This window comes from Bacillus sp. JJ864, from assembly GCF_036963045.1.
Taxonomy (GTDB): Bacteria; Bacillota; Bacilli; order Bacillales; family Bacillaceae_G; genus Bacillus_A; species Bacillus_A pseudomycoides_C.
In genome coordinates this window covers 749-26,457 of the sequence record NZ_JBALLY010000147.1, presented here as the reverse complement: position 1 = coordinate 26,457, position 25,709 = coordinate 749, and the positions used below count along the sequence as shown (strand labels likewise).

Sequence of the window (25,709 nt, the reverse complement as noted above, 5' to 3'; positions counted from 1 at the left end):
CTGGGTTCTTACCCTACTATACATTCTCAGATGCATGGGAAGCAGATTATTGTTTTACTGTGTTCTTATGCGTTTTTTATTTTAGCGGCTGCGTCGCTCAGCACAACGATGTTACAGGCAATGAAATCGTATTATGTAAATCAATGGTTTGGAAAGGTTTCTTCGCTAGGATTTATGCAAATGATGGAAATGGAGAATCGTTATTTTTCTTCTGCATATGCTCATACAAAGAAGCAAGAACCAGCGGGTGCATTATTGTTTTCGTTAATGACTGATATACGTTTGCAAGATATTCGAACGTTTATGGGGAAAGAAATACCTGGAATGGCAAACTATTATTCTGACATTCTTGTAGCAGGAGAAGGAACAGACTATACAAATATACCGAATGAATCAAGTATTCCAGTAGAAGAGATTACAAAAGAGCGTGAAGTGAATAAAGAAAAAATTCAAGAAGCAGAAAAAAATAATCCCGTTCAAAAGAAAGAGAATAGTATAAAAGGAAAAAACACTGTATTTATTTATCATACACATAGTTGGGAGTCATTTTTACCATTATTACCTGAAGCGAAAATTCCAGATGAAGCATCAAGTCCAGATGTAAATGTGTCACTCCTTGGCGCGCGGTTAAAACAGCAATTAGAAGGACAAGGAATTTCAGCCTTGCATGACAAAACAAATAGGGGAGATTTATTGGCACAGAAAAAGATGAAATGGTATCAAGCTTATAAAGCTTCACATGGATATGTAAAAGAAGCTCTCGCTCAAAATAAAGAAATCGCGTTTCCAATTGATATTCACCGAGACGATCAGCGCAAGAATGTTACGACAAAATTGACTAATGGGAAGTCATATGCAAGACTTTACTTTATTATTGGTTAGGTAGTGAAGTGGTCCTTAAATTTCTTATTCGAACAAAGAAATTTGAGGATCTTTTACATGTTCTGTTAATAAAGTATGTAACTGACTACGATGATGATAAAAATGAGCAACAATTTCAAGTAACCATTCAAATCGAGAGTAGGAAGCGCCCCAGTAGGAATGGGTGACTTCTTCAAGTTCTGTTAAGGAATAGGTTTGAAATGTTTTAGAAAGAAGATGGAAACCTTCTTTCATTGTTTGTTGAATTTCTTCAAGCGTAAGTGGTATATGTTGTATGTAAAATAAATCTAACTCTTCCTTTGATGCTTCGTTTAAAATTAGAAAATCAGCACGGCAAATTAGAGATAGATGCGTACAGATTTCAAATAGAGAGCGTTTATTTTTGAGCGGTTGTTGCTGCAATTCAGCGTAAGTAACCTGTTCTAACATCTGTATTGTAGAATGAATCGCAAGTTCTAATTGGTGCAGTGCAGCTTGAACAAACATTGTATTTCCCCTCACATCTGTTTATAATGAGATTTTAAGGGTATTATATCATACTTAAGATTCTGAAGATTCTAGTAGTTTGACTAGGAAAATGAAAAGTATTATAGTGTTAAAGGTCCTATTGAACGATAAGGAGAATGGAATTATTCAGTTAGGAGTTAAAATGATGATTTCAAGATACGGAAGAGATACAATTGTTGAAATTAATTTAGATGCTGTAAAACATAATGTAAGAGAATTTAAAAAACGTGTAAACGATGAAAATGTTGCGATGATGGCAGCTGTAAAAGCAAATGGGTATGGTCATGGTGCTATTCAAGTTGCAAAAGCGGCGATTGAAGCGGGAGTAAGTCATATTGCAGTTGCTTTTGTAGATGAAGGAATTGAACTTCGTGAAGCAGGTATAACAGTACCAATTTTAGTTTTGGGATATACGCCAGAGGAAGCTGTAGAAGACGCGATTGAATACGATATTATGATGACTGTATATAGAATTGAAGATGTAAGAAATATCGAGCGCATAGCAGAGCGTCTGCAAAAGAAAGCCTGTATCCAAATTAAAATTGATACTGGTATGAGCCGGATTGGTTTACAAGAAGAAGAAGTGGTACCGTTTCTGCAAGAATTGCAAAAAATGCAACATGTAGAAGTGGAAGGAATATTTACTCATTATTCTACAGCTGATGAAGTAGATAAAGCATATACGTTGATGCAAAAAGATTTATTTGAGAAAGCTGTAAATACAGCAAAAGATATGGGGATTCATTTGCCGCTTATTCATAGCTCGAATAGTGCAGGAACAATGGAGCTAAATAATGAATTTCAAAATATGGTTCGCGTTGGGATCGGGATATATGGAATGTATCCATCGAAAGAAGTGGATCATAAAACAGTAACACTTCAGCCGATTTTAACATTAAAGTCCAAAGTGGTTCATGTGAAACAGGCTAAACTAGGAAGAGGGGTAAGCTATGGCAATACGTATGTTGCGACAGGAGAAGAGTGGGTTGCTACGATTCCAATCGGATATGCGGATGGATTTAGTCGTCAATTGTCAAGTAAAGGGTATGCGCTCATCAATGGTGTGAGAGTACCTATTATTGGCCGCGTTTGTATGGATCAGCTTATGCTCGATGTAACGAAAGCGATGCCTGTCCAAGTTGGAGATGAGGTTGTCTTTTACGGTAAGCAAGGTAATGAAGAGATTGCGGTAGAAGAAGTTGCCGATATGTTAGGAACAATTAATTATGAAGTAACGTGTATGTTAGATCGAAGAATTCCGCGTGTATATAAAGAAAATGATAAAATTATTGGTGTTATCAATCCATTAAGAAGAAAATGATGCTTAAATAATTAAGACCTGATTTTTCTCTATATAGGCGAAAAAAGAAACGGATAGATAAAGCAGAGTAGTTTCTGTGTTATCTATCCGTTTTGTATAGCTTAAGAATTTTCTATTTTAAATTCTCTTCTGTAAGTAATAGTGAGTATGTCCTTTTGGAAAATCTTCTATAACACCATATACTTCATAGCCATGCTTTTTATAAAATTCAGGTGCTTGGAAACTAAAAGTATCAAGTTTGATGAGCGTACACTCTATTTCTTTCGCTATTCGCTCAGCTTCTACTAGAAGTTTACTGCCATAACCTTGGTGACGCAGGCTATCATCGACCCATAAAATATCAACGTGTAGGCATTGCCAAAAAATAATACCGATTAAACCAGCTACTATTTCTTCATTCTCATTTTTTACTGTTAAACAGACGTCTTTTAGAGGTGATTGTTTACTTCCTGAAACTTGCGAGTTATTGAAAGAAATGAGTTGTTTTCTAATATAATCGCTGTCTTTTTTACTCCATTTGTTTTGAATTTGCATCTTGTATTCTCCTTTTTATATTGTGTTGTTTGATAATTAAAAGAAAGATGGGTGTTCCATCCACTCGTCTAGGTCCACACTTCCTTGAACAGAAAGTAAACGATATAAATATCGATATGGTTTTCTGTAATGTGCCAAGATTGGAAGAGAGGAGATAGTCTCATAGCCTTTTTCGGAAAATTCATTCAAAATCATTATATAATATTTATAGGTAAAATAGGGATATTTTAGGCGGGTAAGTGCTGGGACAGAATAAAAAAGGTGTTGTAAACAAATAAAATACATCGTTTACAGCACTTTTTGTGTATGTTACCTAAAACCAAGCTTTCTTTAATAATTGTATAGCACAGAGAATGTCCTCTGCCGATAGCCCTCCAAAGCCCATTAATACGTAAGATTCCTTCTGTAAATCATTTACTGCATCATACAAAGATAAAGGATATACTTTGATATCATGTTCTGCAGCGGAATGAATAAGCTCTTGCTCATTCATCCCGTTATGAACGTGTAATACAATATGAAGACCAGAATCAGAGCCTATGATATCTACTAGAGGTCCCATCTCTTTTTGAATGGTCTGTACTAAGAAGTGATGTTTCTTTTTATATACAGTACGAATTCGATTTAAGTGCCGCTCCCAATATCCTTCTTTCATAAATGCTGCAAACGTAAGTTGCTGTATTTTGGAGACAGTTTGTTTGAAAATGGTTCCATCACGCTGATAGTTTGCTAGTAAAGTTTGCGGAAGAACCATATAACTCATTCGGATTGAAGGTAAAAATGATTTCGAAAATGTTCCCATATAAATAACGCGTCCATTTGTATCTAATCCTTGTAAGGAAGGAATAGGTTTTCCAGTATAACGAAATTCGCCGTCATAATCATCTTCTATAATATAGCCATCATTTTCACTTGCCCACTTTAGTAGCTCCATTCGGCGGGAAAGCGGCATAATCATTCCATATGGAAACTGATGAGATGGTAGTCGACTACCGGCTTCAATATTTGCTTGCAAGATTTCTTTTTTTATATAGTTGTAAATTTGTATATAAAGAGGTGTTTTGTTTTTTGAGTCTAAAGGGATGGTAAGCTCCATTGTTATCACCTTTCAAGCTGCCCCTGTAAAAAAGAAGAAAACTGTCACTTAAAAAAGGGGTATATGAGTTTTATAATAACAATCATAAAACATTTTGAATTTTTGATAAATAGTTGGAGGGAAAGAATATGAATGAACTTGTACATGAAGTAAAAACAAAACAAGAATTTTATAAGGTGTTACCAGTATTACAACAGCTGCGACCTAAGCTCTCTAGAGAAGAGGCACTGTCTCTTTTAGAAAGAATGAAAGAAGAAAATTATCGTCTATTTGCTCTGTACAATCATGAAGGAGAAGTAGTTAGCTTGGCAGGGTTGGCAATTTGTACAAATTTTTATAATAAGAAACATGTTTATATATATGATCTTGTGACAGCAGAAGCCCATCGTTCAAAAGGATATGGTGAAACATTGCTAGCCTATATTGAGGGATGGGGGAAAGAGAATGATTGTTCTTGTGTAGTACTTACTTCAGCGTTTCCAAGAATAGATGCCCATCGTTTTTATGAGAGAGAAGGGTATAAAAAGGTGAGTTATTCGTTTTGGAAGGAAATCAAATAAGGCAGGGGATATCCCCTGCTTTATTTGATACAAAGAGTTCGATTTATAGTGAAGAAGACTGCTTTTGATCTTTTATGTATAAATATATCGTACTTCCAATGATAACAACGGTCATAATGATAATTGTTCCGAGAAGAGCATAATGCATAAGAGAAGGGGAGAACACAAATGATGAAACCCCGATGCATAAACCTGCTAATAAAATAGAAATGCCACATATATTTTGTGCTTTTTTCTCTAGATCCTTGCTATTCCACTGATAGGATATAGTAGAACTTTTTGCATCAATTTTCATGATGAAATATCCAAAAATAATGAAAAGCAATCCAACAGCTGAGAACATGAGATGTTCATGTGGAAGGTTGTATCCAAGTGCAAATAGAGAGAGTCATGTCGGTAAAGAAAAGGAAAAGCAATACTGCATTTCCAATCCATTTGAAAAAACGTGTATCTTCTATCATGTGTGATAAACCTTCAATTAAAAAAGCGATAAAGCATGACAAAAGCAATTGTTACATGTGCTCCTTTCGTTAGAGTAGAAGTGGGATTTCCATTAAAATCCCACTTTGTGACAACTTCAGGCGGTAAGAAAAAGTATAGGATGATGTTTGTTGTAATAATTATACATAGTAAAATGAAGCCGAATTTATTTTTTATAGAAATCCCTTCTTTTTACATATTTACAGGAGAACGATAAGGATGTTCTTCTTTTTGTGCGAAGGTGAAGGAGTGCTTATCCTTTTTGTATTGAGATGTTTCTGTTTTTCTTTCAATCTTTTTAATAGAATATTCTTGTTTTGCTAAGGCATCTTGAATTCCTGTTGTCATTAGTTTTAAGACAAGAATCGTTAAAAATAAAGCAATAAGTGTACTAAAAACAATCCACATAGATACATTTAGTTCAAAATAGTTGAGACCTATAAGTCCTGCCCAATCGTTAGAAAGTGAAATAAATTTATCTTCTCCTAAATCTGCACTTTTCTTTTGTACCCCTCCGATAAATTGGTTCACCAGTGCAAGATGGATAACTAAAAGAAGGGTCTGGATAACATGCTGCATAAACAATACGAAGAGGCGATCTTTAAGTAACACACGTAAATGTGTACGAACAATGTGTATGCGGCTTGCTCCCATAAGTTGTGAGCTTAAAATATATTCTTGTTTCATAAATTCATCAATTTCAGAAGATACATATGTTGTTATAGTTGGTAAAACAACAAGGACGAGAACGATAGCTTGATAAGTTAGAAGAGAATAATTCACTTCGAGTTTATTATCTAAGTTTGAAAAAATCATTTTGTTCATAGGTTGCATTAATAAATATGCCACAAAAACGGTTGGTAAATAAAAAAATACTTCGGTACATGTTTTTACAAAAGATTTTAAACGCGTTACATATAAGCTTAATAACATACCAAGTATTGTACCGAGTAAAACACGTAATAGACTAATTCCAATTGCGAATAAAATTGTAAATTTTGCTCCATCTAATATTTGAAAGAAAATAGATTCCCCAAAGCGATCTGAACCAAGTGGAGGCATTTGCTTTGGGGAAAATGGTGAAGCGGCAATTAAGTCTCCGTTCTCATCGTATAACAGTCTCATTGGCTTTAAAGTATCTTCTTTGAAGTAGAAGCCGTAAATAAAACTAGCGATGACAAGTACGGAAATATATGTTAATCCCAGTACAAAACGTTTGGATTTCCAAATAGCCTTCATATAATCTCTCCATTCATTTGTGTTTGCCATCTTTTCATAAAATAAGAACAAATTTGAAACAAAAGGTAAAAAGGCATAACAATCATTATTAGTACAATAAATGTAATGGATGGTGAAAAATGATTTGTGAAAATAAGGAATTGAATAATGCCTGACATGTGAAATACGCATTCTAGTACAAATAAATTGGAAAGTAAAAAGACAAAAATCATTTTTGACTGATGGAATAGGTGAATGAAAATATTTTTAAATAAATGTATACGGATGATATAGCTCGATGAAAGGCCTTTCCCATAGGCAACTTCTACATACGGTTTTATACGCTCCTCCTCTATGTACAGTATCATCATTCGGAACATTTGAATGGTAGGGAGTATCGACAAACAAATAATAGGTAGTATATACGCTTTGCTTTCATTGAATGTCATAATATGTACTGGCAATTCACCTGTTTGACGAAAATACCATATAAAAAACATTTGTATACAGATCATAATCATTACATCGGGTATGGCTTCCAATACGAAAACAGTGCGCTGTATTATATTTTTGATCCACTTTGATGATAAAAAATATAAATAAGCAATACTTACTGCAACAAATATAGAAAGTGATAGGGCAGCAAATAAAATAGTAAATGAATAAATGTATGGTTCTAAAACACTAGGAAACAAGGGAACTGTTTTCAAGTTACCTGTAGGTGTAGGAATTTGAAAAGTAAGGGATTGTAAAGAAAAAATTTGTTTTCCCATATTAATGATGGCGTGTATGAATTTGCTTGGTTGAAATGAAATGTTTCCGCTTTCGTTTATAAATAGAGTGGGGATATTTAATAAAATAAGTAACGTAATTATAACAGTTAGTAGTTGTATAGAAAATTTCCATATCTTCCTTAACATAAAACCCCTCCAAAAACATATATTTACAATATTATACAAAATAATTAGCTGTTTGTTTTGATTTTTCAGAAAAAATATTATAATAAATGAAACTAGTAAAAAATATAATGGTTATCTAGTTTTTTAAATGGAGAGTATTATGATTCAATTCGGATGGGAATGATTCGTGAGGAATGGGAAGAAATGAAAGCGACGAGGAGATAAGTCATTTGTACCAAGTTATTAAACAGCTTGATGAATGATTTGTAAGATGTATAAAAAGAAGTAGGAGGAATCTCTATGAATTTTGTGATTCGTGAGATGAAAGAAGAAGATATTCCATCTGTACAATATGTGGCCAAGTCTTCTTGGAACGATACATACAAAGACATTATTCCGGCAGCAGTACAAGAGAATTTTTTAAAGCAGGCTTATTCTCATGACATGATGAAGCATCGTTTACAACATTCACATTTATTTGTAGGAGAAGTAGACGGAAAAATCGCAGGATTTGCCAATTTTTCGCCAATAAAGTATCAAAATGAGGCTGAGTTAGGAGCGATATACTTATTGTCAGCATATCAAGGGAATGGTATAGGAACAGCGCTATTACGTAAAGGAATTACAATATTAGAAGGTGTCAAGAAGATATATATTAATGTAGAGTCAGAGAATAAAATCGGAAAAGCATTTTATACTGCAAAAGGATTTGCAGTGGTAGATGCGTTTGAAGAAGACTTTGATGGGTATATATTGAAAACATTAAGAATGGTATTGCATGTTTAATAGAGGAAGGGAAGAGGTTCTTATGATCCAAAGAGCAACTGAAAGTGATGTGAAAAAAATTTTAGCTCACGCGGCTGAGTCTTTATATGAAGGGACGATGAAAACGAGTAAGTTTAGCCAAAAGAAAGTACTAGAAATTACGATGCCCCTTTTAGAAAAAGGAGCATATTATCTTGTTATGAAACAAGGTGATATTTTAAAAGGGTGGATATTAATCGGAAGCAATAAAGACTATTTTTCTGGAGAAGAACTGGGTTTTATTTATGAATTGTATGTATTCTCTCCTTATCGTGGAGAAGGTCTTTCACGCCAGCTTATGAGAGCGGCGGTTGATGAACTCGATAAGTTAGGCTATTCAGAAATTCGTTTGAATGTATTTGCAGGGAATTTTGCGAAAGAGTTGTATAAAGAACTGGGATTCGTTGAGAGGCAAATTGTTATGAGTTTGAAACGAGAGGATAAATAAATTGGGAAGAAAAGTAGAATTTCGTAATAATTAGAGTCAAGAAGGTGAAGCAATGGTAAGAGAAAATAGGTATGTTCAATACTTGGAAAAGGTTTACCCGAATCTTGATGTTCAGACTGCTTATGTAAATGATATTGGTCAAAATAACGATGTACTAATTGTAAATGAAAATATACTGTTTCGTTTTCCAAAATATGAAGAAGGAATTACAAAACTCATTGCTGAGACAAAGCTGTTAGAGAAAATACAAAACTATGTTTCACTTTCTATCCCTCGTCCAAGCTATCAGCATTTTCAACCAATGGAGCTTGGGAAAGTATTTTCTGGTTATCACAAAATTAATGGAGAGCCATTTTGGAATAGAACATTTCTTCAGTTGTCCGAAGAAGAAAAAAGTACAAGTGCAGCGCAACTAGCTAATTTTTTAAAAGAATTACATAGTATACCAGTGGCAGAAATTACTCCAATTCTAAAAGGAAATACTGCTGATATATATAGTGAAATAGAAAGTTTATATTTTCAATTGAAAGAGAAATTGTTTTCTTATATGAAGGAAAGTGCAAGGCAAGATGTCTCTCAATCTTTTGAAGCCTATTTAAGTGATAACAGTCATTTTACATTTCAGCCATGTCTTATTCATGGAGATTTTGGAATGACAAATATTTTGTATGATGGTGAGGAGAAGAGAATCTCAGGGATTGTTGACTTTGGCGGGGCGGGTATTGGTGATCCGGCATACGATTTTGCAGGGTTATTATCTAGCTATGGAAGTCATTTTTTTGAGGAGTTTTCATCGCTGTATCCGAATTTTGATCAAGTGATGGATAGAATGAATTTTTATAGAAGTACGTTTGCTTTTGAAGAAGCCTTATTTGGGTTAAGGAATAATGATAGAAAAGCATTTGAACAGGGGATAAAAGATTACATCTAAGAAGGATATACGTAATATAGAAAGTATTACGATACAGGGATAATGGGTTTATTACGAGAAGAATGGAATTCGTAAATTTCGACATGTAATAAAAATTTAGGAGATGATAGTGGTGATATTAGAAGCAGCAATGCTCCAAGTAAAGCTTGGAATGGAAAGTGAATTTGAACATGCCTTTCAAGAGGCTTCTAACATTATTTCTTCTATGAAAGGTTACCGTGGTCATACACTTCATAAATGTATAGAAACCCAGGAGAATTACCTTTTATTAGTGAATTGGGAGACCTTAGAGGATCATACGGAAGAATTTCGAAAATCGAGTGAGTATGAAGAGTGGAAGAAGAGATTACACCACTTTTATGAGCCGTTTCCAATTGTAGAGCATTTTCAGTATGTGGAAAGAGAAAGGATTTAACTTTAATACAATGAAACTGCCATCATCAGTAGGAAAGAAGGTATCCTATGCTGATGGCAGTTTCATTTTAGCGATACATCGTCCAAGTTCCAATATCCTCAAAACCTAAACGTTTATAAATTCGTCCAGCATCAGGATTGCTGTAAAATAAACAAAGTGTTCTTCCTTCCGCGATAAAATCTAGAATCATTTTACTTACGATTTGCGAAGCATATCCTTTTCCGCGATGGTTTGGGTGTGTACATACACCAACAACCATAGCAGATAACGAGTTTTCAGCAGATGTGGACGCACATGCGAGGATTTCACCATTGTTCTCTATGTAATATGTCCGGCCTGTGTTTGTTTCAATCGCTTGGCGAAGGAGTTTCCCGCTATTGTCTGCCAACGCAAATTCAGTAATTTGTGTTCGTAAATACATAATACGATCTACGTCCTCAAGAGTTGCTATTTTTATCCCCTCTTTGCTTGTATCTTTGACTAATTGTTTTACAGTTGTACATTCACAAAAGTATGTCTGCAGTTTTTTACCAAGCTTTAAACTCGTGATATTTTCAAACTGTTCGATAATCTCTGATTTTCCAGAGAGTTTAATATGTTCATAGTTAAGGAATTGATTAATAAACACCTCTGGCTGAAACGAATTTTGAGCATAAGCAATAAAGGAATCATGGAAACGCAATAAGACAGCGTGTAATTCATTTTCTATCGTAAATTGTCCCCATAGTTCTTGAAAATCTTGATCATATCCAAATGCCTCAATATCACCGATTAAGAATAGGTTAAATGCAGCTTCATTCTTTAAAAAAGTAATTACCTGTTCATGATCATGTTTTGTTAATTTGCGAATCATGTTTGCTCCCCCTTTTTTGTATTTTCTAAATATTAGTACGTGTTATTTTGAAAATCAACAAAAATTTATGTTTAGTTCACAATGTTTAGGAAAAACTAGGAAGGATATGAAAAAGGAGGTTATGAACGGTGGATCATCCAATTCAAGGGCTGATGAAAGCAGCGATGGAGAATTTGAAAGAAATGGTTGATGTAAATACAATTGTCGGTGAGCCTGTTCAAACAGCTGATGGCGGCATTGTATTAACTGTTTCAAAGGTAGCATTTGGCTTTGGGGCAGGTGGATCAGATTTTTCCACAAATGATGTACAAAAGGTACAAACTCAACCAGCATTTGGTGGTGGTAGTGCTGGTGGAGTTTCTATTACACCGGTTGCTTTTCTTGTTGTAAATAAAGATGGTGTAAATATTCTTCATTTACAAAATGCAACGCATCTGGCAGAGAAAGTAATTGAACTTGCACCGCAAACCATTGATAAAATTCAGTCGATGTTTCAAAATAATAAAAAGCAAGATCATTCACATTATCCAAAAAATCCAGATGAAATCGCATAAAAAATGCCTGTTTTTAAACAGGCATTTTTTCTTGTAATGGAGATGTAATAAAACTCATAAAAATGTAAATAGTTTTTATAGTTTTTTCTATATTTCTAAAAATTTTCGTGATAAAATATCCTATAGTATTGAAACATATAAAACAAAGGTGGCTAGGTGCTTTGTCTGGAGGATCTGACCAAATCAAAAATATGATTTATATTAATGGTAATCGTCGCAATCATTGTTTTATTACATCTGGAATTACGTTTGAGGAGTTTGCAAGTAATATTCCTTCACCGCTTCATCAAATGTTGCTTTTAAAGCATAGTTTTGAATGGACGGATTTTCATTATCATACTTTATTCGAATATGTAGAAGAAGAGAATATTCATAAATTAATTTCAGCAGATGTCGAGGGGTTTGAGGAATTTTGCTGGATTGATTTTGATGATGTAAATGACTTGGATGAATTGGAGCCAAAAGAAATTGCAGAATTGCTTTATTTGGCACACAAAAAAGAACCACTTGGGAAGCCTTTTTTCCCGCTTCTGAAAAATAGATTTGTTTATCTTGCTCACGATGATGGCTGGTATAATAAAGTATATTACCGAAGAATGCAGGACTTTGTAGGCATGCTTAGTAAGGTAATTCCTTATAAACTTGGCTCATTTGGAAAAAAACGATTTGCATTCTTTCAAAAATCGAAAATTTATCCGGCAATTTCAAAAGAGGTTATTCTTGAACTTCTGCCATTTATGGAAGATGGCTTATACTTAGACTTAGCAGGAAAAATAGAATCAAGACGCGGTTTAGAGATTCCTGTTTATGTCATCGGTTCTTATGAAAGTACGGATGAAGTTTTAGATGGGTTAGAAGATTTGAAAAGTGAAGCTTCTAAAACAGGATGGCTTATCTTTGAGAAGAAAGAACAAGAGTGGCAGTGGATAATGGATTAAGAGAACTTGACGATATGAGTCAAGTTTTCTTTCTTTTTTGGAAAGGAGACAAGATGGAGAAGAATTTTATAATAATAGGTATTAGTAGTATTATACTTGTCGCAATTATGCTATTAACATGCCCAAAAGAAGCAGATTTTCAAAAGCACTTAGAAAACAAATATTCAATTGTGTGTAATGAAGTGGATTTTAATTGTACGCAGAAAAAAGAGCAAAAGGAAGAGAAATTGGAGTTTGTAAGTAAGGATGTTCGAAACGGTGTATTTTTTATAAAGATAGAGCAGACGTTTCAAACAGAAACAGAGAAAAAGAAAACGTATAGCGCTATTGGAGTATTGGGCATGTTTCTCTTTTCCTCTGAAAAGACTTTCTAATCTAGAAGGTCTTTTTTTTGTACTCTCTTTCATATAGTTAGGATAAGACAAGCTTAGGGGGGGGAGTTATGTTGAACAAGATTTGCATGATTTGCGGGGGAGAAGACTTTTTTTCGTCCACCTTATATGCTCGTACAAAACAAGACTGGGCATATGCACCGAATATGTATCGCTTTGAAAAAGTATTCATTGAACAGCGAAATGAGGAGAACTATCCAGTGTTTCAAGAAATTACTGCCTATCATTGTAGCAACTGCGGTTATGTGATGTTATTTCGTTAATAAGCACCTCGCACAAAGGGATGTAACAATGGCTACATCCCTTATGTGTGACAAAGTAAATCCTTCATGAAATTGCAAAGAAATAGGTGAAGTTTTTTCGTTAGTTGGAAAGAGTATATAAGAGTTTAAGAGATAAAAAGTTTAGGTCCGTCGTCAGAAAGTTGTTGCTTTTTATTGAAACTTTTGGAAGACTCTTCTATTTGATCGCTATTCATTCCGCTGTTGAACCCTAAAGAACCTTTAGAACCACCAACTGAAAATTGTTGTTTTGTGTTAGAACTTTCAATTGCAGAGTTTGTACCACTTGCACTGTATGTGCCACCGCCGCTCGCTACTTGAGTCGCTGAAGAGGTGGATTCAGTTTCGCTCGTGTTGTTATCATCAGTAAGATGAATTTGATTATTAAGAACAATAACAATTTCATTGTCCACGCAGCATTTTTTATCTTTTTCATGTGGTTCGCGCTGCTTGCCTTGCATACCTTCATTTTTTGCTTTTCCTTCTGCACCAACACTTTCTTGTTGCTCTGTGTTTGATGAATCTAGAGCTGCATTATTTCCTGCCGCACTGCTTCGACCGGCGCCGCTTGCGATTTGTGTAGTATTTGGTGCATTGGTAAATTGGTTATTGATCACAACTACAATTTTCATTTTCTCATGTACAGGCTGTTTAATAGTTGTTTTCTTTCCATCTATTTCGACGGAGACGGCTACTTTTTCATTTTCCAAATTGTTAGATTACCCCTTTTTTACATAGTATATGTATTCTAATTAATTTTGAAATGGACAAACTTCTAGCTTTGAAATGAATTATGAAAATATAAGTTGTATATGAGAAAAAGAAGTGATAGACTCACTCCTTTTTCCCATTGTGTAAATATCTTGTATCATAGTTTGTATCAAACAAGTGTTTTTTATAGTGCTGATAAGAAGAATGGATATAATAAACTAAAAAGTAAAGAAAATCCTCCGAATCCAATGGCTGTATATCCCAGTGTTTTTGCTTCGTAATGAACGGCAAGAAGTCCAATTAAAATGGAAAGTGATCCAAGTGTAATGGGATAGAAAGCAATTGAAAATAAAGAGAGAAATAATGCAACGTATCCAACAATTGCACCGATGTCAGTTCGCTCTTTTTCTTTGTGAATTTCTTTACGACGACGTCTAATTGGAAGTCGCTGAGGAGTAATTTCTATCGCATATTCTTCCTGTTTTTCTCCGCTTTTTAGATGATGTGTTCGTTTTTTCGGCAAGGAATGTCCCTCTCTTTCGAATTAGGGTATGCTTAGTATTTTTTATTAAATAAGAAAACATGCTTATTATTTATATGCAACCAAAGAAAAAACTGGAGAAATAATGATCTGTTGCTATATTATCCATCTCTTCTTAAGAATAAACAGGAAAAATGTAAAATGGTGTAGAATGACTTTTACGTAGATGTAAAATGGGAAGGTGGGAGAAGAATGACGAAGTTTAACTGGCATGAAGCAGCGCAGCAGAAATGGGATGATAATGCGGATTTTTGGAATCAAAATAGTCAAGAAATGTGGGATAATGGCAGCCGCAGTACAATTATTCCGTTTTTCCAAAAATATATACGAAGTGGAGAAACAGTTCTTGATGTAGGGTGCGGGGATGGATATGGTACATACAAACTAAGTAAAGCTGGTTATAAAGCTTGTGGTGTCGACTTATCGGAGCAAATGATTGAAAAAGGGAAAAAGCGAGGTGAACATTCTCATTTATCGTTTATTGTGGGTGATCTTACTTCATTGCCCTTTCAAGATGAGGAGTTTGCATCTGTTTTAGCGGTAAATTCATTAGAATGGACCGAAGCACCTCTTCAAGCATTGCAAGAAATAAAACGAGTGTTAAGAAAAGAAGGTTATGCCTGTATTGCTATTTTAGGACCAACTGCAAAACCGCGTGAGAATAGCTATCCGCGTTTATATGGAAAAAATGTCGTTTGTAACACAATGATGCCATGGGAGTTTCAAAAACTTGCACAGGAGCAAGGGTTATATTTGATTGATGGAATGGGAGTATATAAACGTGGAGTAAATGAAAAGATGATTGGACAACTTCCGCTTGAATTGCAGCAATCTTTAACATTTATGTGGGTATTTATGTTTCAAAAGAAGTAACTTCTCTTGCTATAAACGGGTAGTAAATCTGCATTTATGGAAGTTTTCCTTTATAGTTGGATTATAAGTGCAGAAAATACAAAAAACTGATACAATATTTTTAGAAACAATTAAAGGGGGATTAGGGAATATGACAGCAACAACTACAGTAAAATCTGACATTGAAATTGCGCAAGAAGCAAGTATGAAGAAAATTCAAGAGATTGCAGCAGAATTGAAAATTTTAGAAGAAGAATTAGAGCCGTACGGTCATTATAAAGGGAAGTTATCTCTTGATATTTTTAAGCGCTTACAAGGCGAAGAAGATGGAAAAGTTGTACTAGTTACAGCAATCAACCCTACTCCAGCAGGGGAAGGAAAATCAACGGTAACAGTTGGTTTAGGACAAGCGTTTAATAAAATTGGTAAAAAAGCAGTGATTGCGCTTCGTGAACCATCTCTTGGACCAACTATGGGATTAAAAGGCGGTGCAGCAGGCGGAGGTTACTCGCAAGTTGTACCAATGGAAGATATTAACCTTCACTTTACAGGTGACATTCATGCGATTACAACAGCAAATAATGCACTTGCAGCATTTATTGACAACCACATTCAACAAGGAAATGATCTGCGCATTGATACGCGTAAAATCGTATGGAAACGTTGTGTAGATTTAAACGATCGTGCACTTCGTAATGTTGTAATCGGCCTTGGCGGACCAGTACAAGGTGTGCCGCGTGAAGACGGCTTTGATATTACAGTTGCATCTGAAATTATGGCTGTATTCTGTTTAGCGACAGATGTACAGGATTTAAAAGGACGTTTAGCTCGCATCGTTGTAGCTTATAACATGGATAATGAACCTGTAACAGTAAAAGATTTAGGTGTAGAAGGTGCGTTAACGTTATTATTGAAAGATGCGTTAAAACCAAATTTAGTACAAACGTTAGAAAATACACCAGCAATCATTCATGGCGGCCCATTTGCTAATATTGCACACGGTTGTAACAGTGTAATCGCAACGACAATGGCAGCAAAACTTGGTGATTATGTGATTACAGAATCTGGTTTTGGTGCAGATTTAGGTGCTGAGAAATTCTTAGATATTAAAGCACGTGCAGCAGGCATTAAACCAGAAGCAGTTGTTATTGTTGCAACAATTCGTGCTCTTAAAATGCACGGCGGCGTAGCGAAAGATGGATTAAAAGAAGAGAATGTTGATGCGTTAGCAAAAGGTATGGAAAACTTACAAAAACACGTTGAAACAATTCAAGCATTCGGTGTTCCATTTGTTATCGCAATTAACAAATTCATTACAGATACAGATAAAGAAGTTGCATACTTACAAGAGTGGTGCAATGAGCGCGGTTACGAAGTATCTTTAACAGAAGTATGGGAAAAAGGCGGCCAAGGCGGTGTTGACCTGGCAGAGAAAGTATTAAAAGTAATCGAAAAAGGTGAGAATACATACGCGCCTTTATATGATTTAGAGCTTCCGTTAGAAGAGAAAATTCGTACAATTGCTCAAAAAGTATACGGTGCAAAAGATATTGAATTTGCGCCAAAAGCTCGTAAGCAATTAACGCAATTTGCTGAAGAAGGTTGGGGCAACTTACCGATTTGTATGGCAAAAACACAGTACTCTCTTTCTGATGATGCAACAAAATTAGGACGTCCAACAGACTTTGTTGTGACAATTCGTGAGTTAAAACCATCAATTGGTGCTGGCTTTATCGTAGCGTTAACTGGAACAATGTTAACAATGCCAGGCCTTCCAAAGAAACCAGCTGCTCTGCAAATGGATGTAAATGAAGATGGAAAAGCAGTAGGTTTATTCTAAAAGGTTGTATTTCTTCTCTTTTATCGGTAAACTATACGTACATCATACGGCGCCTTTCGATGGAAAGGCGCTTGTTTTTTGGAGGAATATATGTTTGATCCAACTGCTTTTGAAAATTTAAAAGTTGTCGTTGAAGGAGCTGTATATGATTTTGATTTACATGGTGACATCATTGTAACGAATCGAAAAGATATAATGGATTTGGCATCACTTAGTCGTACATATACCATTTCGTTTCAGCTTACAGAATATATAGAGCCATTAGTGGAAGCGACGTTTTTATTATCAGTTAATGCAAAGAATTTATCAGGTGAGATATTAGCGGTACCAAATTTTGTTCCTGGTTGTGAAATGAACCTTTTCTTTGAATTTCCTATTGGGTATCCAGAAAAAGATTGCCAAGAAATCGAAGCGTTGCTACAATCCATATGGGGAAAAGAACGAATGATTACGCAGCAAATTTCATACGAATATAATAAGCAAGCGATTTCATATCATAATAAAGTAGGCATCTTATTTCAAAAAGCGATTACAGAAGACCATGTCGATGACTTAATAATTGTTATTTCTCATATGATAGAAACGATGCGGATAATACAACAATTTCTTCAAAAATAGAGATAAAGGAGAAAAAGAAATGATAAAAGAAATGCAACCATTTTTGCAACAAGCTTGGGAGAAGGCTGGTTTTAAAGAGTTTACTGAAATTCAAAAGCAAGCTATTCCAACAATTTTAGAAGGACAAGACGTTATTGCTGAATCTCCAACAGGAACAGGTAAAACATTAGCGTATTTATTACCACTTTTACATAAAATTAACCCTGAAGTGAAACAACCTCAAGTGGTTATTTTAGCGCCAACACGTGAACTTGTGATGCAAATTCATGAAGAAGTACAAAAGTTTACTGCAGGTACTGAGATTTCGGGTGCATCTTTAATTGGCGGTGCAGATATTAAGCGTCAAGTAGAGAAGTTAAAGAAACATCCGCGAGTGATCGTTGGATCACCTGGACGAATTTTAGAACTAATCCGCATGAAGAAATTGAAAATGCATGAAGTGAAAACAATTGTATTTGATGAGTTTGATCAAATTGTAAAACAAAAGATGATCGATGCCGTATCCGATGTCATTAAATCGACAATGCGTGATCGTCAAGTCGTATTTTTCTCGGCAACAATGACAAAAGATGCAGAAGAAGTAGCGCGTGATTTTGCAGTTCAGCCGCAATTGATTCGTGTGAAACGAACAGAAACGAAGAGTCTTGTTGAACATACGTATATCGTTTGTGAACGCCGAGAAAAAAATGATTTTGTACGTAAAATTATGCATACTGGTGGTGTAAAAGCAGTTGCTTTCTTAAATGATCCGTTCCGTTTAGATGAAATTGCTGAGAAATTGAAATTCCGTAAGATGAAAGCAGCGGCACTTCATGCGGAAGCGAGCAAACAAGAACGTGAAGCAACAATGCGTGCATTCCGTCAAGGCAAAGTAGAGATTTTATTAGCGACAGATATTGCAGCGCGTGGATTAGATATTGATGATTTAACGCATGTTATTCATTTAGAATTACCAGATACACTGGATCAATATATTCATCGTTCGGGACGTACAGGACGTATGGGGAAAGAAGGAACGGTTGTTTCCCTTGTAACACCGCAAGAAGAGAAGAAGTTACTTCAATTTGCGAAGAAACTGGGTATTCAGTTCAACAAGCAAGAAATGTTTAAAGGATCGTTTGTTGATTCGAAGCCGAAAGCGCCAAAGAAAAAGAAACCAGCGTTTAATGGGAAGAAAAAACCTAGATAAAGTGAAACTTTAATCAGTGGGGTGGTCCATCCCCCACTGATTATTAGTTGAACCAATCGGGCTTTTACGGGCAGTTGATATCCCACCTAACTTCTTTGCTTTCGCTGAATTTTTTAGGTGGGAGTCTTACTGCCTGTTAATGCGGGATTGGTTCAACTATTAATTACTCCTGAATCTAGCTTTAGAGATACTGATTATAAAGTTGAGCTGTATTACTTTGTTAACATTTGTGTAATGTTTTGTCTGGTTATCCATAGAGCAGGAATAAATACAGATAATAGACCAAGTAGTGGACTAGCTGCTATTAGACTCAAAATTAGATTAATAGGAATACTAGTAACTGGAGATCCTAGAGCTAATATAAACATACAGCCTATAAGCGTGGCGATAAGGATAGAAATAATGCCAACAAGACTAGTAATGAAAACTCTTTCTAATAATAAGATACGCATTAATTGGCCTTTGGAACTTCCTAGTGCGCGAAGCATTGCCAATTCCAGTATTCTTTCTCGAATACTACTAGCAGTATTATTCATTAATCCTATACCTGCCATTAAAATAATCAAGAGAACTGTTACAGATAAAATCAATAAGCGTTGTTTGGATTGTTTTTCTAATTTTTCTAATTCTTGTTTTTGATCGTATAAAATAGCAGTAGAATAGGCAGAATCACTTAGAAGTTTATTTATGTTAGCTTTAATTTCTGAACTTTTCTCCGGATTATTTATATTAATTTGGATTTTATATAGGGAGTTTATACCAAATTGTTGTGACATAATATTGGCAGTTGTTAGTAGTGTATAATCAAGTTTTTCATCTTTGATAATACCTTTTAAAATAAAAGTCTTTGTTTCCTATCTTTTACCATTTATTACATCATCAAATTTCCCTATCTCTATTTCATCTCCAATCTTATATCCTAATTGTTTACTAGTCTTTTCTGTTAAAATGACACCATTTTGACCTAAGTCTTCTTCATTAATAGTTCCATCAACAACTGTTATTTTTCCTTGCTCATTTACAAGTGGAAACCTAATTCCTTGAATTCCAAGCATAGCTTGTTTTTGTTCATTAACAAGTAATTCAGGATTACCTCCTGTCGCATGGGTAGGTAAATTGAGTGTAGATAATAGCACTGAATTAGTAAAGTATATATTCTCTAATTCTTTTATCTGTTGTAACTGTGAAAAAAGTTTTGGTGAAAAACCTTTATCTTCAGTAGGATTAAGGGAAATAATACTTAAATCAAATGGATATTGTTCTTTTAGAAAGGTTTCTTCTCCTTCCTTTAATGAACTTATTATAATATATCCAATGATTAATACGTGTATGCCCACTATTAAAATACTAGCAATTTGACTATTTCTTCTCATTTGACGCAGTATATTACGAGAAGAAAGCATCCATTCCGATGAATATAATTGTTTAGGTAAACAATTATTGAAACAAGTCATCATCCTGCGGTATTTACATGATTATTCTCAAGAAGAAGTAAGAGGAATTGTATCATCACTGGAATTGGGAGAAAAAGAGTATAAAGAGTTTACGACATTGTTAAAAGGACTACTAGATGCAAAAATGAAGTATGGAGATGTAAATGGTAATATTGATTACGATCAACTTTCTCAAGAGAAACAAGAGGAAATGATGAAGGCTTCTATGGTTATTCAACCGTATTTCGATAAGTTAAACGGAGAGAAATCAAGTAAAGAAGTGTTAACTCCTGAAGAATTTGAGCAATACATACATGCTCAAATGACATATGAAAAAATACAAGCAAAAATGAAATCTAGTGAACCTATAACGATAGATGTGATTCCTGAAAAATATAAAATAGAATTTCAAGAAGCGGATCATTTCATGAATTATGTCAGTGAAAAAGTACAAAAGTAATATATCGAATAAACATCAAAAAAGAGTCCAGGACAAGAAAAATGGACTCTTTTTTGCTATAGCGACAAGATACTTCTTAATTTGAAGTTGTTTTTGTTTGTTCTCTTTTTATCAAATAATCAATAATTCCCATAGCACCGATTTCTAAATCAAGTTTTAACAAGTCATAAATAGAGTGTGACGTTGGAACACCTTGATTTGTAAGATGTAATGAAACTTTTTTAAGTAATAAATCGGACAGTTCTTGGCTTGCTTTTTCAAAATTTTGTTCATGTTCAAACACTTGCTCTCCTGCTTCAACAAATATTGGGAGCCAATGTTCTAGCTGCGTGCAAATTTCAGAAATATGAGAAGAGGCACCATAATGACCGAAATAGATAAAATCGACATTCATATTTTGAATACGGTCTTTTGAAGCTAGCATCGCATCGGGTTGAAACTGTGTAGGAGATGTTGTAGGCAAATAAAGTTCAACACCTAGCTCGGCTAATTGACGGTAGTAAATACCAATCGTATCGCCTGTAAATATACCATTTGTTAAAGAATCATGAATGCTAATGTGATGCTTTGCATGACCTGGTGTATTGTAGAATGTTAGCGTCCGGTTATTGGCAATTTGCAATGTTTCACCATCTTGTACGATGTGAACACGCTCTTCTGGAATAGGCAAAATGGGATGAAAGAGTTTATCAAATGAATCACCGTAAACAGCTTTTGCACCTTGAATGAGTTTCGTTGGATCAATCATGTGACGAGCGCCCCTAGAATGAACGAATAGCGTTGCATTTGGGCATTTTTCCATCATTAAGCCAGCAGCACCAGCGTGGTCCAAATGAACATGTGTAACAATAATATTTTTTACATCGGCCAGTTGGATATTCAACTGTTGTAATCCATCTAACATATAAGGAACAGATGGTGAGGCGCACGTTTCAATTATCGTAATTTCATCACCAAGTAAAACATATGTACCTGTACGTTGTTCATGTTGTAAGTCGTAATCGTCGATAAGATATAGCTGTGAAGATAGTTTTTCTACTTTTTTCAAGTTTATCACTCCTTGTATCCTATTATTCTTTTATTATAAAAGAAAAAGCAGAAAACGAAACATCGTTTTCTGCTTTTATGTAATACGTTTAGTTCTTTTGTTGTTTGCTAAGCGACATAATAAAGTAGCCGACAAGACCACCGATTGCTGGAAGAGTAATCATTCCTGCTAGTGTAAAGTATTTGCTTAAGAAAATACCGTTAACATCCATAAACCATCCTAAAACAAATAACATCATCATGTATAATACGAAATAAAACTCACGATTAGAAAGCTTTTCACGTTGTGCAGTTTTCATTATCAACACCATCCCTATTTTTAATAATGGAATTGAAAATGTCACAATTTAGAAAGTAAACCGTCACATTTTGTTCACACTTTTATTGTAAAACTTTCCAAGTAAAATGTCTAGTGAAATGTGACGAATTTTTGAACAAAAATAAAGCGTTCTTATTAGACAATGTGCACTATACATTTTATGATAAATATATAAGAGTATATGAGCTTAAGGAGTCGATATAATATGACAATTTATGATTTTTCAGCAAAAACAATTAAAGGAGAAGAAAAGTCGTTACGTAAATATGAAGGAAAAGTAGTATTAATTGTGAATGTTGCTAGTAAATGCGGTTTTACGCCGCAATATAAAGGGTTGCAAGATTTGTATGAAAAGTATAAAGAACAAGGATTTGAAATACTTGGGTTTCCATGCAATCAATTTGGAGGTCAAGAACCTGGAACAGAAGAGGAAATTACGAATTTTTGCGAGTTAAATTATGGTGTAACGTTCCCTATGTTTATGAAAGTTGATGTGAAAGGCGATAACACCCATCCATTATTTCACTACTTAACAGAGCAAGCACCAGGATTATTAGGAATGAAAGCGGTAAAGTGGAATTTTACAAAATTTTTAGTAGGGCGTGATGGTAAAGTAGTGAATCGCTTTGCACCGCAGACGAAACCAGAGCAGTTAGAAAAGGAAATTGAAAAGATGCTATAGAAAGAAGAGGCTCATTTAGAAGAGCTTCTTTTTATGCGGACTAGTCATGCATAGGAGCGATTTATATGTTGAAAAACAAAAATAGATTTATATAGATTGCATAGAAAAGTTTCTATTTGATAATAAGAGCATTCGGAAATAATATAGTAGTATAAGGTTGTAGGGGGAAAATAGCTTGAAAAAACTTATTTTTACAATAGGATGTTTATTGATTATGTTAGCTGGCTGTAGTGCTAGTAATTATGATGCGCACGTTGAAGCAGGTATGAAGGCATTGAAAGATGAGAAGTATAGTGATGCGATTATGTGGTTTGAAAAAGCCGACCAAGAAAAATCTACTGATGAAACAAAAACATATATGAAAGTTGCAAAATGGATGGAGCATGGTGCGAGCGCATTAAAAGGTGGAGATTATAAACAAGCGATAGAAGACTCGAATCAAGTGATAAATACAAAAAAAGATACGACACTTGAAAAAGCTGTAAAGTCCAATGCTGAAGATATGTTGCAAAAGGCAAAAGATATAGAGAAAAAAGAAATAACGAGAGAAGAAAAGAGAAAGAAAATAGAAGAACAAGGAATTGATAAAGCAATTAAAGCGGTAGATAGCGTTGATGAAGTAAGTGAAAAACAAAAAGAGATTGGGGAATCTTTAGATAAAGCTGAAAAAGTAAAAGAAAAAATAGAAGCAAAGAAAAATTAACATATAGGGCAATAAGCAAGGTGGTTCCTCGGTGTGGATAATTGTATTGACTTTCCTAAGGATGGAATTTCAAAGAACTATAGTAAAAAAGAAGCTCGTATAGAAGAGCTTCTTTTTTATGTATTCATTTTACATGAAAAAAAAAGAAAAAGTTCACACGGAATACAAATGTATTCGATACAATGTGTCGGTGAGAAAAAAGCCATAAATATAATGAAAAGGTATTAGACTACCACTGTTCAGTCAGAGAGGGAGAGAGAAATGAAAGAAGCGTTAAAAAAACAATTTCAAAATATGCGTTTTCCGTTATTAGTCGCTATTTTGATTTGGTTAAAAACATATATTGTTACGCGAACTAGTTTTGACTTAAAGCTAGAATCTGCTATGCAGGAATGGATCCTTTTTATTAGTCCATTAGCGTCTTCTTTAGTGTTAGTTGGACTTGCACTATTTGCAAAGGGTCAAAAACGGAATTATATAGCTATCGTTATTAACCTTATTATGACCATTATCTTAATTGGTAATGTGATGTTTTATGGTTTTTATAATGATTTTGTTACACTTCCAGTTTTAATGCAAACGTCAAATATGGATGGATTAGGATCTAGTGTCAAAGCATTGTTAAACATTAAATTTGTATTAATGTTTTTAGATATTATCGTTTTATTTTACATTGCGAAAAAGAAGCCGAACTTTGCAAAAACAGAACGTGTATCTGGCTCTATGAAGTCACTATACTTTTTAATCTGTATCGCAATTTTTATGGTAAACCTTAGTTTTGCGGAAAAAGAACGTCCTGAATTATTAACTCGTTCATTCGATCGCGTGATGCTTGTGAAAAACCTTGGATTATATGTTCATCAAGTATACGATCTTGGTTTGCAAGTAAAGACAAGCTCACAAAAAGTATTTGCGGATGGAAGTAAAATTCAAGAAGCCGAAAATTATATGAAGACGGTGGATGTAAAACCTGATCCAAATATGTTTGGAATGGCAAAAGGAAAGAATGTCATTGTGGTCTCTTTAGAGTCAACGCAGTCTTTTTTAATTGATTCTAAAGTAAATGGAAAAGAAGTTACACCGTTTTTAAACCAATTTAAAAAGGAAAGTTATTATTTTGAAAACTTTTATCATCAGACAGGACAAGGAAAAACATCTGATGCAGAGTTTATGATTGATAATTCTTTATATCCGTTAGACCGCGGTTCTGTATTCTTTACGAATGCTGGAAACGAGTATGAAGCAACTCCGGAAATTTTACATCAGCAAGGCTATTATACAGCAGTATTCCATGCGAATAATGCTACGTTCTGGAATCGCAATATGATGTATCCGTCTTTAGGGTATGATCGATTCTACAATGAATTAGATTATAAAGTTACACCAGAGAATAAAATAGGATGGGGATTAAAGGATAAAGAATTTTTTGATCAATCTGTGGACAAATTACAAAAGATACAACAGCCGTTCTACACTCGTTTTATTACGTTAACGAATCATTTCCCGTTTACGTATGATGACAGCATTAAAATGATTGAACCATTTAATTCAGGTGACGAAACATTAGATAACTATTTTGTTACAGCACGTTACGAAGATGAAGCTTTAAAACATTTTATTGAACGCTTAAAAGAAACGGGAATATATGACAACTCAGTTATCGTATTTTACGGTGATCACTACGGTATTTCAGATAACCATAATCGTGCGATGGCGCAATTCTTAGGGAAAAATGAAATTACTCCATATGATCACATGCAACTGCAACGTACACCATTATTTATTCATGTTCCAGGTCAAACAGAGGGGAAAACAATGACCGCTCCTGCTGGTGAAGTGGACGTAAAACCAACAATTCTTAACTTATTAGGAGTTGATACTTCTAATGATATTGAATTTGGTCATGATTTATTTTCACCAGAACGCAAACCATTCGTTGTAGAACGTGATGGAAGCTTTATTACAGACAAATATATTTATTACAACAACACATTCTACAATCGTCAAAATGGTCAAGTCGTTCAAGTGCCAGAACAAGAGGCAAAACCACTTATTAATCGAGCACAAACAGAATTGAAAATGTCCGATAATATTATTCAAGGTGACTTGTTACGCTTCTTTGATGGAAATAAAGTAAAATCAGGTACGATCAAAACAGCAATTAAAGAGGAAAAAAAATAACGAAAAACCCGGTGCCTGGG

Annotated in this window: 28 protein-coding genes and 5 pseudogenes; 19 read left to right on the top strand and 14 right to left on the bottom strand. The window is 34.5% G+C overall.

The annotated features are described in order from the left end of the window. Nucleotides 1-30: 30 nt before the first annotated feature. Nucleotides 31-879: pseudogene (locus V7024_RS20115) on the top strand (stage II sporulation protein P); the annotation flags it as partial. Between the two features lie 27 nt (nucleotides 880-906). On the opposite strand, the gene V7024_RS20110 reads toward V7024_RS20115, so the two are convergent. After that, the gene (locus V7024_RS20110) at nucleotides 907-1,368 is read right to left on the bottom strand and encodes a DinB family protein (protein ID WP_335523170.1); all 462 of its coding nucleotides are present in this window, start codon (nucleotides 1,366-1,368) and stop codon (nucleotides 907-909) included. 166 nt (nucleotides 1,369-1,534) lie between these two features. Here V7024_RS20110 and alr point away from each other — a divergent pair, with 166 nt between their 5' ends. Further along, nucleotides 1,535-2,710 (top strand): alanine racemase, encoded by a 1,176-nt coding sequence (alr, locus tag V7024_RS20105; protein WP_335523168.1) that lies wholly within the window; start codon nucleotides 1,535-1,537, stop codon nucleotides 2,708-2,710. 117 nt (nucleotides 2,711-2,827) lie between these two features. On the opposite strand, the gene V7024_RS20100 is transcribed toward alr, so the two are convergent. From V7024_RS20100 to V7024_RS20090, 3 genes and pseudogenes are all read right to left on the bottom strand, one after another. After that, nucleotides 2,828-3,244: a GNAT family N-acetyltransferase gene (locus V7024_RS20100; protein WP_335523166.1), complete on the bottom strand. Its 417-nt coding sequence runs from the start codon at nucleotides 3,242-3,244 to the stop codon at nucleotides 2,828-2,830. Between the two features lie 36 nt (nucleotides 3,245-3,280). Then, a pseudogene (locus V7024_RS20095) lies at nucleotides 3,281-3,418 on the bottom strand (nitrate reductase); the annotation flags it as partial. A gap of 139 nt (nucleotides 3,419-3,557) precedes the next feature. Next, nucleotides 3,558-4,226 (bottom strand): annotated as a pseudogene (locus V7024_RS20090) (PLP-dependent aminotransferase family protein); the annotation flags it as partial. A 242-nt stretch (nucleotides 4,227-4,468) separates the two neighbouring features. On the opposite strand from V7024_RS20090, the gene V7024_RS20085 reads away from it, so the two are divergent. Then, nucleotides 4,469-4,900 carry a GNAT family N-acetyltransferase gene (locus V7024_RS20085; protein WP_335523163.1) on the top strand — a complete coding sequence of 144 codons (432 nt, stop codon included), beginning with the start codon at nucleotides 4,469-4,471 and terminating at the stop codon, nucleotides 4,898-4,900. 43 nt (nucleotides 4,901-4,943) lie between these two features. Here the strand turns inward: V7024_RS20085 and V7024_RS20080 are convergent. From V7024_RS20080 to V7024_RS20070, 3 genes and pseudogenes are all read right to left on the bottom strand, one after another. Further along, nucleotides 4,944-5,557, bottom strand: a pseudogene (locus tag V7024_RS20080) (DUF1648 domain-containing protein). A 15-nt stretch (nucleotides 5,558-5,572) separates the two neighbouring features. After that, the gene (locus V7024_RS20075; RefSeq protein WP_335523159.1) at nucleotides 5,573-6,619 is read right to left on the bottom strand and encodes an ABC transporter permease subunit; all 1,047 of its coding nucleotides are present in this window, start codon (nucleotides 6,617-6,619) and stop codon (nucleotides 5,573-5,575) included. After that, nucleotides 6,616-7,518 (bottom strand): ABC transporter permease subunit, encoded by a 903-nt coding sequence (locus tag V7024_RS20070; protein ID WP_335523156.1) that lies wholly within the window; start codon nucleotides 7,516-7,518, stop codon nucleotides 6,616-6,618. The genes V7024_RS20075 and V7024_RS20070 overlap by 4 nt, the downstream gene beginning before the upstream one ends. A 279-nt stretch (nucleotides 7,519-7,797) precedes the next feature. On the opposite strand from V7024_RS20070, the gene V7024_RS20065 reads away from it, so the two are divergent. The 4 genes from V7024_RS20065 (at nucleotide 7,798) to V7024_RS20050 (ending at nucleotide 10,095) form a co-directional block, all read left to right on the top strand. Continuing rightward, on the top strand, nucleotides 7,798-8,283 hold the full coding sequence (locus V7024_RS20065; RefSeq protein ID WP_335523153.1) for a GNAT family N-acetyltransferase: 486 nt from the start codon (nucleotides 7,798-7,800) through the stop codon (nucleotides 8,281-8,283). A 22-nt stretch (nucleotides 8,284-8,305) separates the two neighbouring features. Beyond that, nucleotides 8,306-8,749, top strand: coding sequence for a GNAT family N-acetyltransferase (locus tag V7024_RS20060; RefSeq protein WP_335523150.1), 444 nt, complete (start codon nucleotides 8,306-8,308; stop codon nucleotides 8,747-8,749). A gap of 52 nt (nucleotides 8,750-8,801) precedes the next feature. Continuing rightward, complete coding sequence (locus tag V7024_RS20055) at nucleotides 8,802-9,680, top strand: phosphotransferase family protein (protein ID WP_335523147.1); 879 nt, start codon at nucleotides 8,802-8,804, stop codon at nucleotides 9,678-9,680. A gap of 112 nt (nucleotides 9,681-9,792) precedes the next feature. Next, nucleotides 9,793-10,095 carry an antibiotic biosynthesis monooxygenase family protein gene (locus V7024_RS20050; RefSeq protein ID WP_335523144.1) on the top strand — a complete coding sequence of 101 codons (303 nt, stop codon included), beginning with the start codon at nucleotides 9,793-9,795 and terminating at the stop codon, nucleotides 10,093-10,095. Nucleotides 10,096-10,162: 67 nt separating this feature from the next. Here V7024_RS20050 and V7024_RS20045 read toward each other — a convergent pair whose 3' ends face one another. Next, nucleotides 10,163-10,948 carry a GNAT family N-acetyltransferase gene (locus V7024_RS20045; protein ID WP_335523141.1) on the bottom strand — a complete coding sequence of 262 codons (786 nt, stop codon included), beginning with the start codon at nucleotides 10,946-10,948 and terminating at the stop codon, nucleotides 10,163-10,165. 128 nt (nucleotides 10,949-11,076) lie between these two features. Here V7024_RS20045 and ytfJ point away from each other — a divergent pair, with 128 nt between their 5' ends. From ytfJ to V7024_RS20025, 4 genes are all read left to right on the top strand, one after another. Continuing rightward, nucleotides 11,077-11,502, top strand: coding sequence for a GerW family sporulation protein (gene ytfJ, locus V7024_RS20040; RefSeq protein ID WP_098916390.1), 426 nt, complete (start codon nucleotides 11,077-11,079; stop codon nucleotides 11,500-11,502). Nucleotides 11,503-11,663: 161 nt separating this feature from the next. Beyond that, on the top strand, nucleotides 11,664-12,440 hold the full coding sequence (locus tag V7024_RS20035) for an oxalate:formate antiporter (RefSeq protein ID WP_335523136.1): 777 nt from the start codon (nucleotides 11,664-11,666) through the stop codon (nucleotides 12,438-12,440). A gap of 53 nt (nucleotides 12,441-12,493) precedes the next feature. Next, nucleotides 12,494-12,814, top strand: coding sequence for a hypothetical protein (locus tag V7024_RS20030; protein ID WP_335523133.1), 321 nt, complete (start codon nucleotides 12,494-12,496; stop codon nucleotides 12,812-12,814). A 68-nt stretch (nucleotides 12,815-12,882) separates the two neighbouring features. Beyond that, complete coding sequence (locus V7024_RS20025; protein ID WP_438824488.1) at nucleotides 12,883-13,095, top strand: hypothetical protein; 213 nt, start codon at nucleotides 12,883-12,885, stop codon at nucleotides 13,093-13,095. 125 nt (nucleotides 13,096-13,220) lie between these two features. Here V7024_RS20025 and V7024_RS20020 read toward each other — a convergent pair whose 3' ends face one another. After that, nucleotides 13,221-13,823, bottom strand: a complete 603-nt coding sequence (locus V7024_RS20020; protein ID WP_335523131.1) for a hypothetical protein — start codon at nucleotides 13,821-13,823, stop codon at nucleotides 13,221-13,223. Nucleotides 13,824-14,008: 185 nt separating this feature from the next. Further along, complete coding sequence (locus tag V7024_RS20015; protein ID WP_335523129.1) at nucleotides 14,009-14,347, bottom strand: permease; 339 nt, start codon at nucleotides 14,345-14,347, stop codon at nucleotides 14,009-14,011. Between the two features lie 210 nt (nucleotides 14,348-14,557). Between V7024_RS20015 and V7024_RS20010 the strand changes: the two genes are divergently transcribed. The 4 genes from V7024_RS20010 (at nucleotide 14,558) to V7024_RS19995 (ending at nucleotide 18,864) form a co-directional block, all read left to right on the top strand. Beyond that, nucleotides 14,558-15,238, top strand: coding sequence for a class I SAM-dependent methyltransferase (locus V7024_RS20010; RefSeq protein ID WP_335523126.1), 681 nt, complete (start codon nucleotides 14,558-14,560; stop codon nucleotides 15,236-15,238). Nucleotides 15,239-15,368: 130 nt separating this feature from the next. Continuing rightward, a complete protein-coding gene (locus V7024_RS20005; RefSeq protein WP_335523123.1) occupies nucleotides 15,369-17,057 on the top strand; it encodes a formate--tetrahydrofolate ligase in 1,689 nt (562 codons plus the stop codon). Between the two features lie 90 nt (nucleotides 17,058-17,147). Beyond that, the gene (locus V7024_RS20000; protein ID WP_335523122.1) at nucleotides 17,148-17,675 is read left to right on the top strand and encodes a hypothetical protein; all 528 of its coding nucleotides are present in this window, start codon (nucleotides 17,148-17,150) and stop codon (nucleotides 17,673-17,675) included. 19 nt (nucleotides 17,676-17,694) lie between these two features. Beyond that, on the top strand, nucleotides 17,695-18,864 hold the full coding sequence (locus V7024_RS19995) for a DEAD/DEAH box helicase (protein WP_335523119.1): 1,170 nt from the start codon (nucleotides 17,695-17,697) through the stop codon (nucleotides 18,862-18,864). Between the two features lie 212 nt (nucleotides 18,865-19,076). On the opposite strand, the gene V7024_RS19990 is transcribed toward V7024_RS19995, so the two are convergent. Both V7024_RS19990 and V7024_RS19985 read right to left on the bottom strand, forming a co-directional pair. Beyond that, nucleotides 19,077-19,640, bottom strand: a complete 564-nt coding sequence (locus V7024_RS19990; protein WP_335523115.1) for an ABC transporter permease — start codon at nucleotides 19,638-19,640, stop codon at nucleotides 19,077-19,079. Nucleotides 19,641-19,718: 78 nt separating this feature from the next. Further along, nucleotides 19,719-20,318, bottom strand: coding sequence for a hypothetical protein (locus V7024_RS19985; RefSeq protein WP_335523112.1), 600 nt, complete (start codon nucleotides 20,316-20,318; stop codon nucleotides 19,719-19,721). A 61-nt stretch (nucleotides 20,319-20,379) separates the two neighbouring features. Here V7024_RS19985 and V7024_RS19980 point away from each other — a divergent pair. Then, nucleotides 20,380-20,757 (top strand): annotated as a pseudogene (locus V7024_RS19980) (DUF3600 domain-containing protein); the annotation flags it as partial. A 76-nt stretch (nucleotides 20,758-20,833) separates the two neighbouring features. Here V7024_RS19980 and V7024_RS19975 read toward each other — a convergent pair. Together V7024_RS19975 and V7024_RS19970 are read right to left on the bottom strand one after the other, a co-directional pair. After that, nucleotides 20,834-21,805: an MBL fold metallo-hydrolase gene (locus tag V7024_RS19975; protein ID WP_335523108.1), complete on the bottom strand. Its 972-nt coding sequence runs from the start codon at nucleotides 21,803-21,805 to the stop codon at nucleotides 20,834-20,836. Between the two features lie 88 nt (nucleotides 21,806-21,893). Continuing rightward, nucleotides 21,894-22,115, bottom strand: a complete 222-nt coding sequence (locus V7024_RS19970) for a DUF3925 family protein (RefSeq protein ID WP_196060679.1) — start codon at nucleotides 22,113-22,115, stop codon at nucleotides 21,894-21,896. Nucleotides 22,116-22,328: 213 nt separating this feature from the next. Here V7024_RS19970 and V7024_RS19965 point away from each other — a divergent pair, with 213 nt between their 5' ends. The 3 genes from V7024_RS19965 to V7024_RS19955 all read left to right on the top strand — a co-directional run bounded on the left by V7024_RS19965 (nucleotide 22,329) and on the right by V7024_RS19955 (nucleotide 25,689). Next, a complete protein-coding gene (locus V7024_RS19965; RefSeq protein ID WP_335523104.1) occupies nucleotides 22,329-22,805 on the top strand; it encodes a glutathione peroxidase in 477 nt (158 codons plus the stop codon). A 214-nt stretch (nucleotides 22,806-23,019) separates the two neighbouring features. Continuing rightward, the gene (locus V7024_RS19960) at nucleotides 23,020-23,508 is read left to right on the top strand and encodes a hypothetical protein (RefSeq protein WP_335523173.1); all 489 of its coding nucleotides are present in this window, start codon (nucleotides 23,020-23,022) and stop codon (nucleotides 23,506-23,508) included. 261 nt (nucleotides 23,509-23,769) lie between these two features. Continuing rightward, nucleotides 23,770-25,689, top strand: a complete 1,920-nt coding sequence (locus V7024_RS19955; protein WP_335523101.1) for an LTA synthase family protein — start codon at nucleotides 23,770-23,772, stop codon at nucleotides 25,687-25,689. The last annotated feature ends 20 nt before the right edge of the window (nucleotides 25,690-25,709 follow it).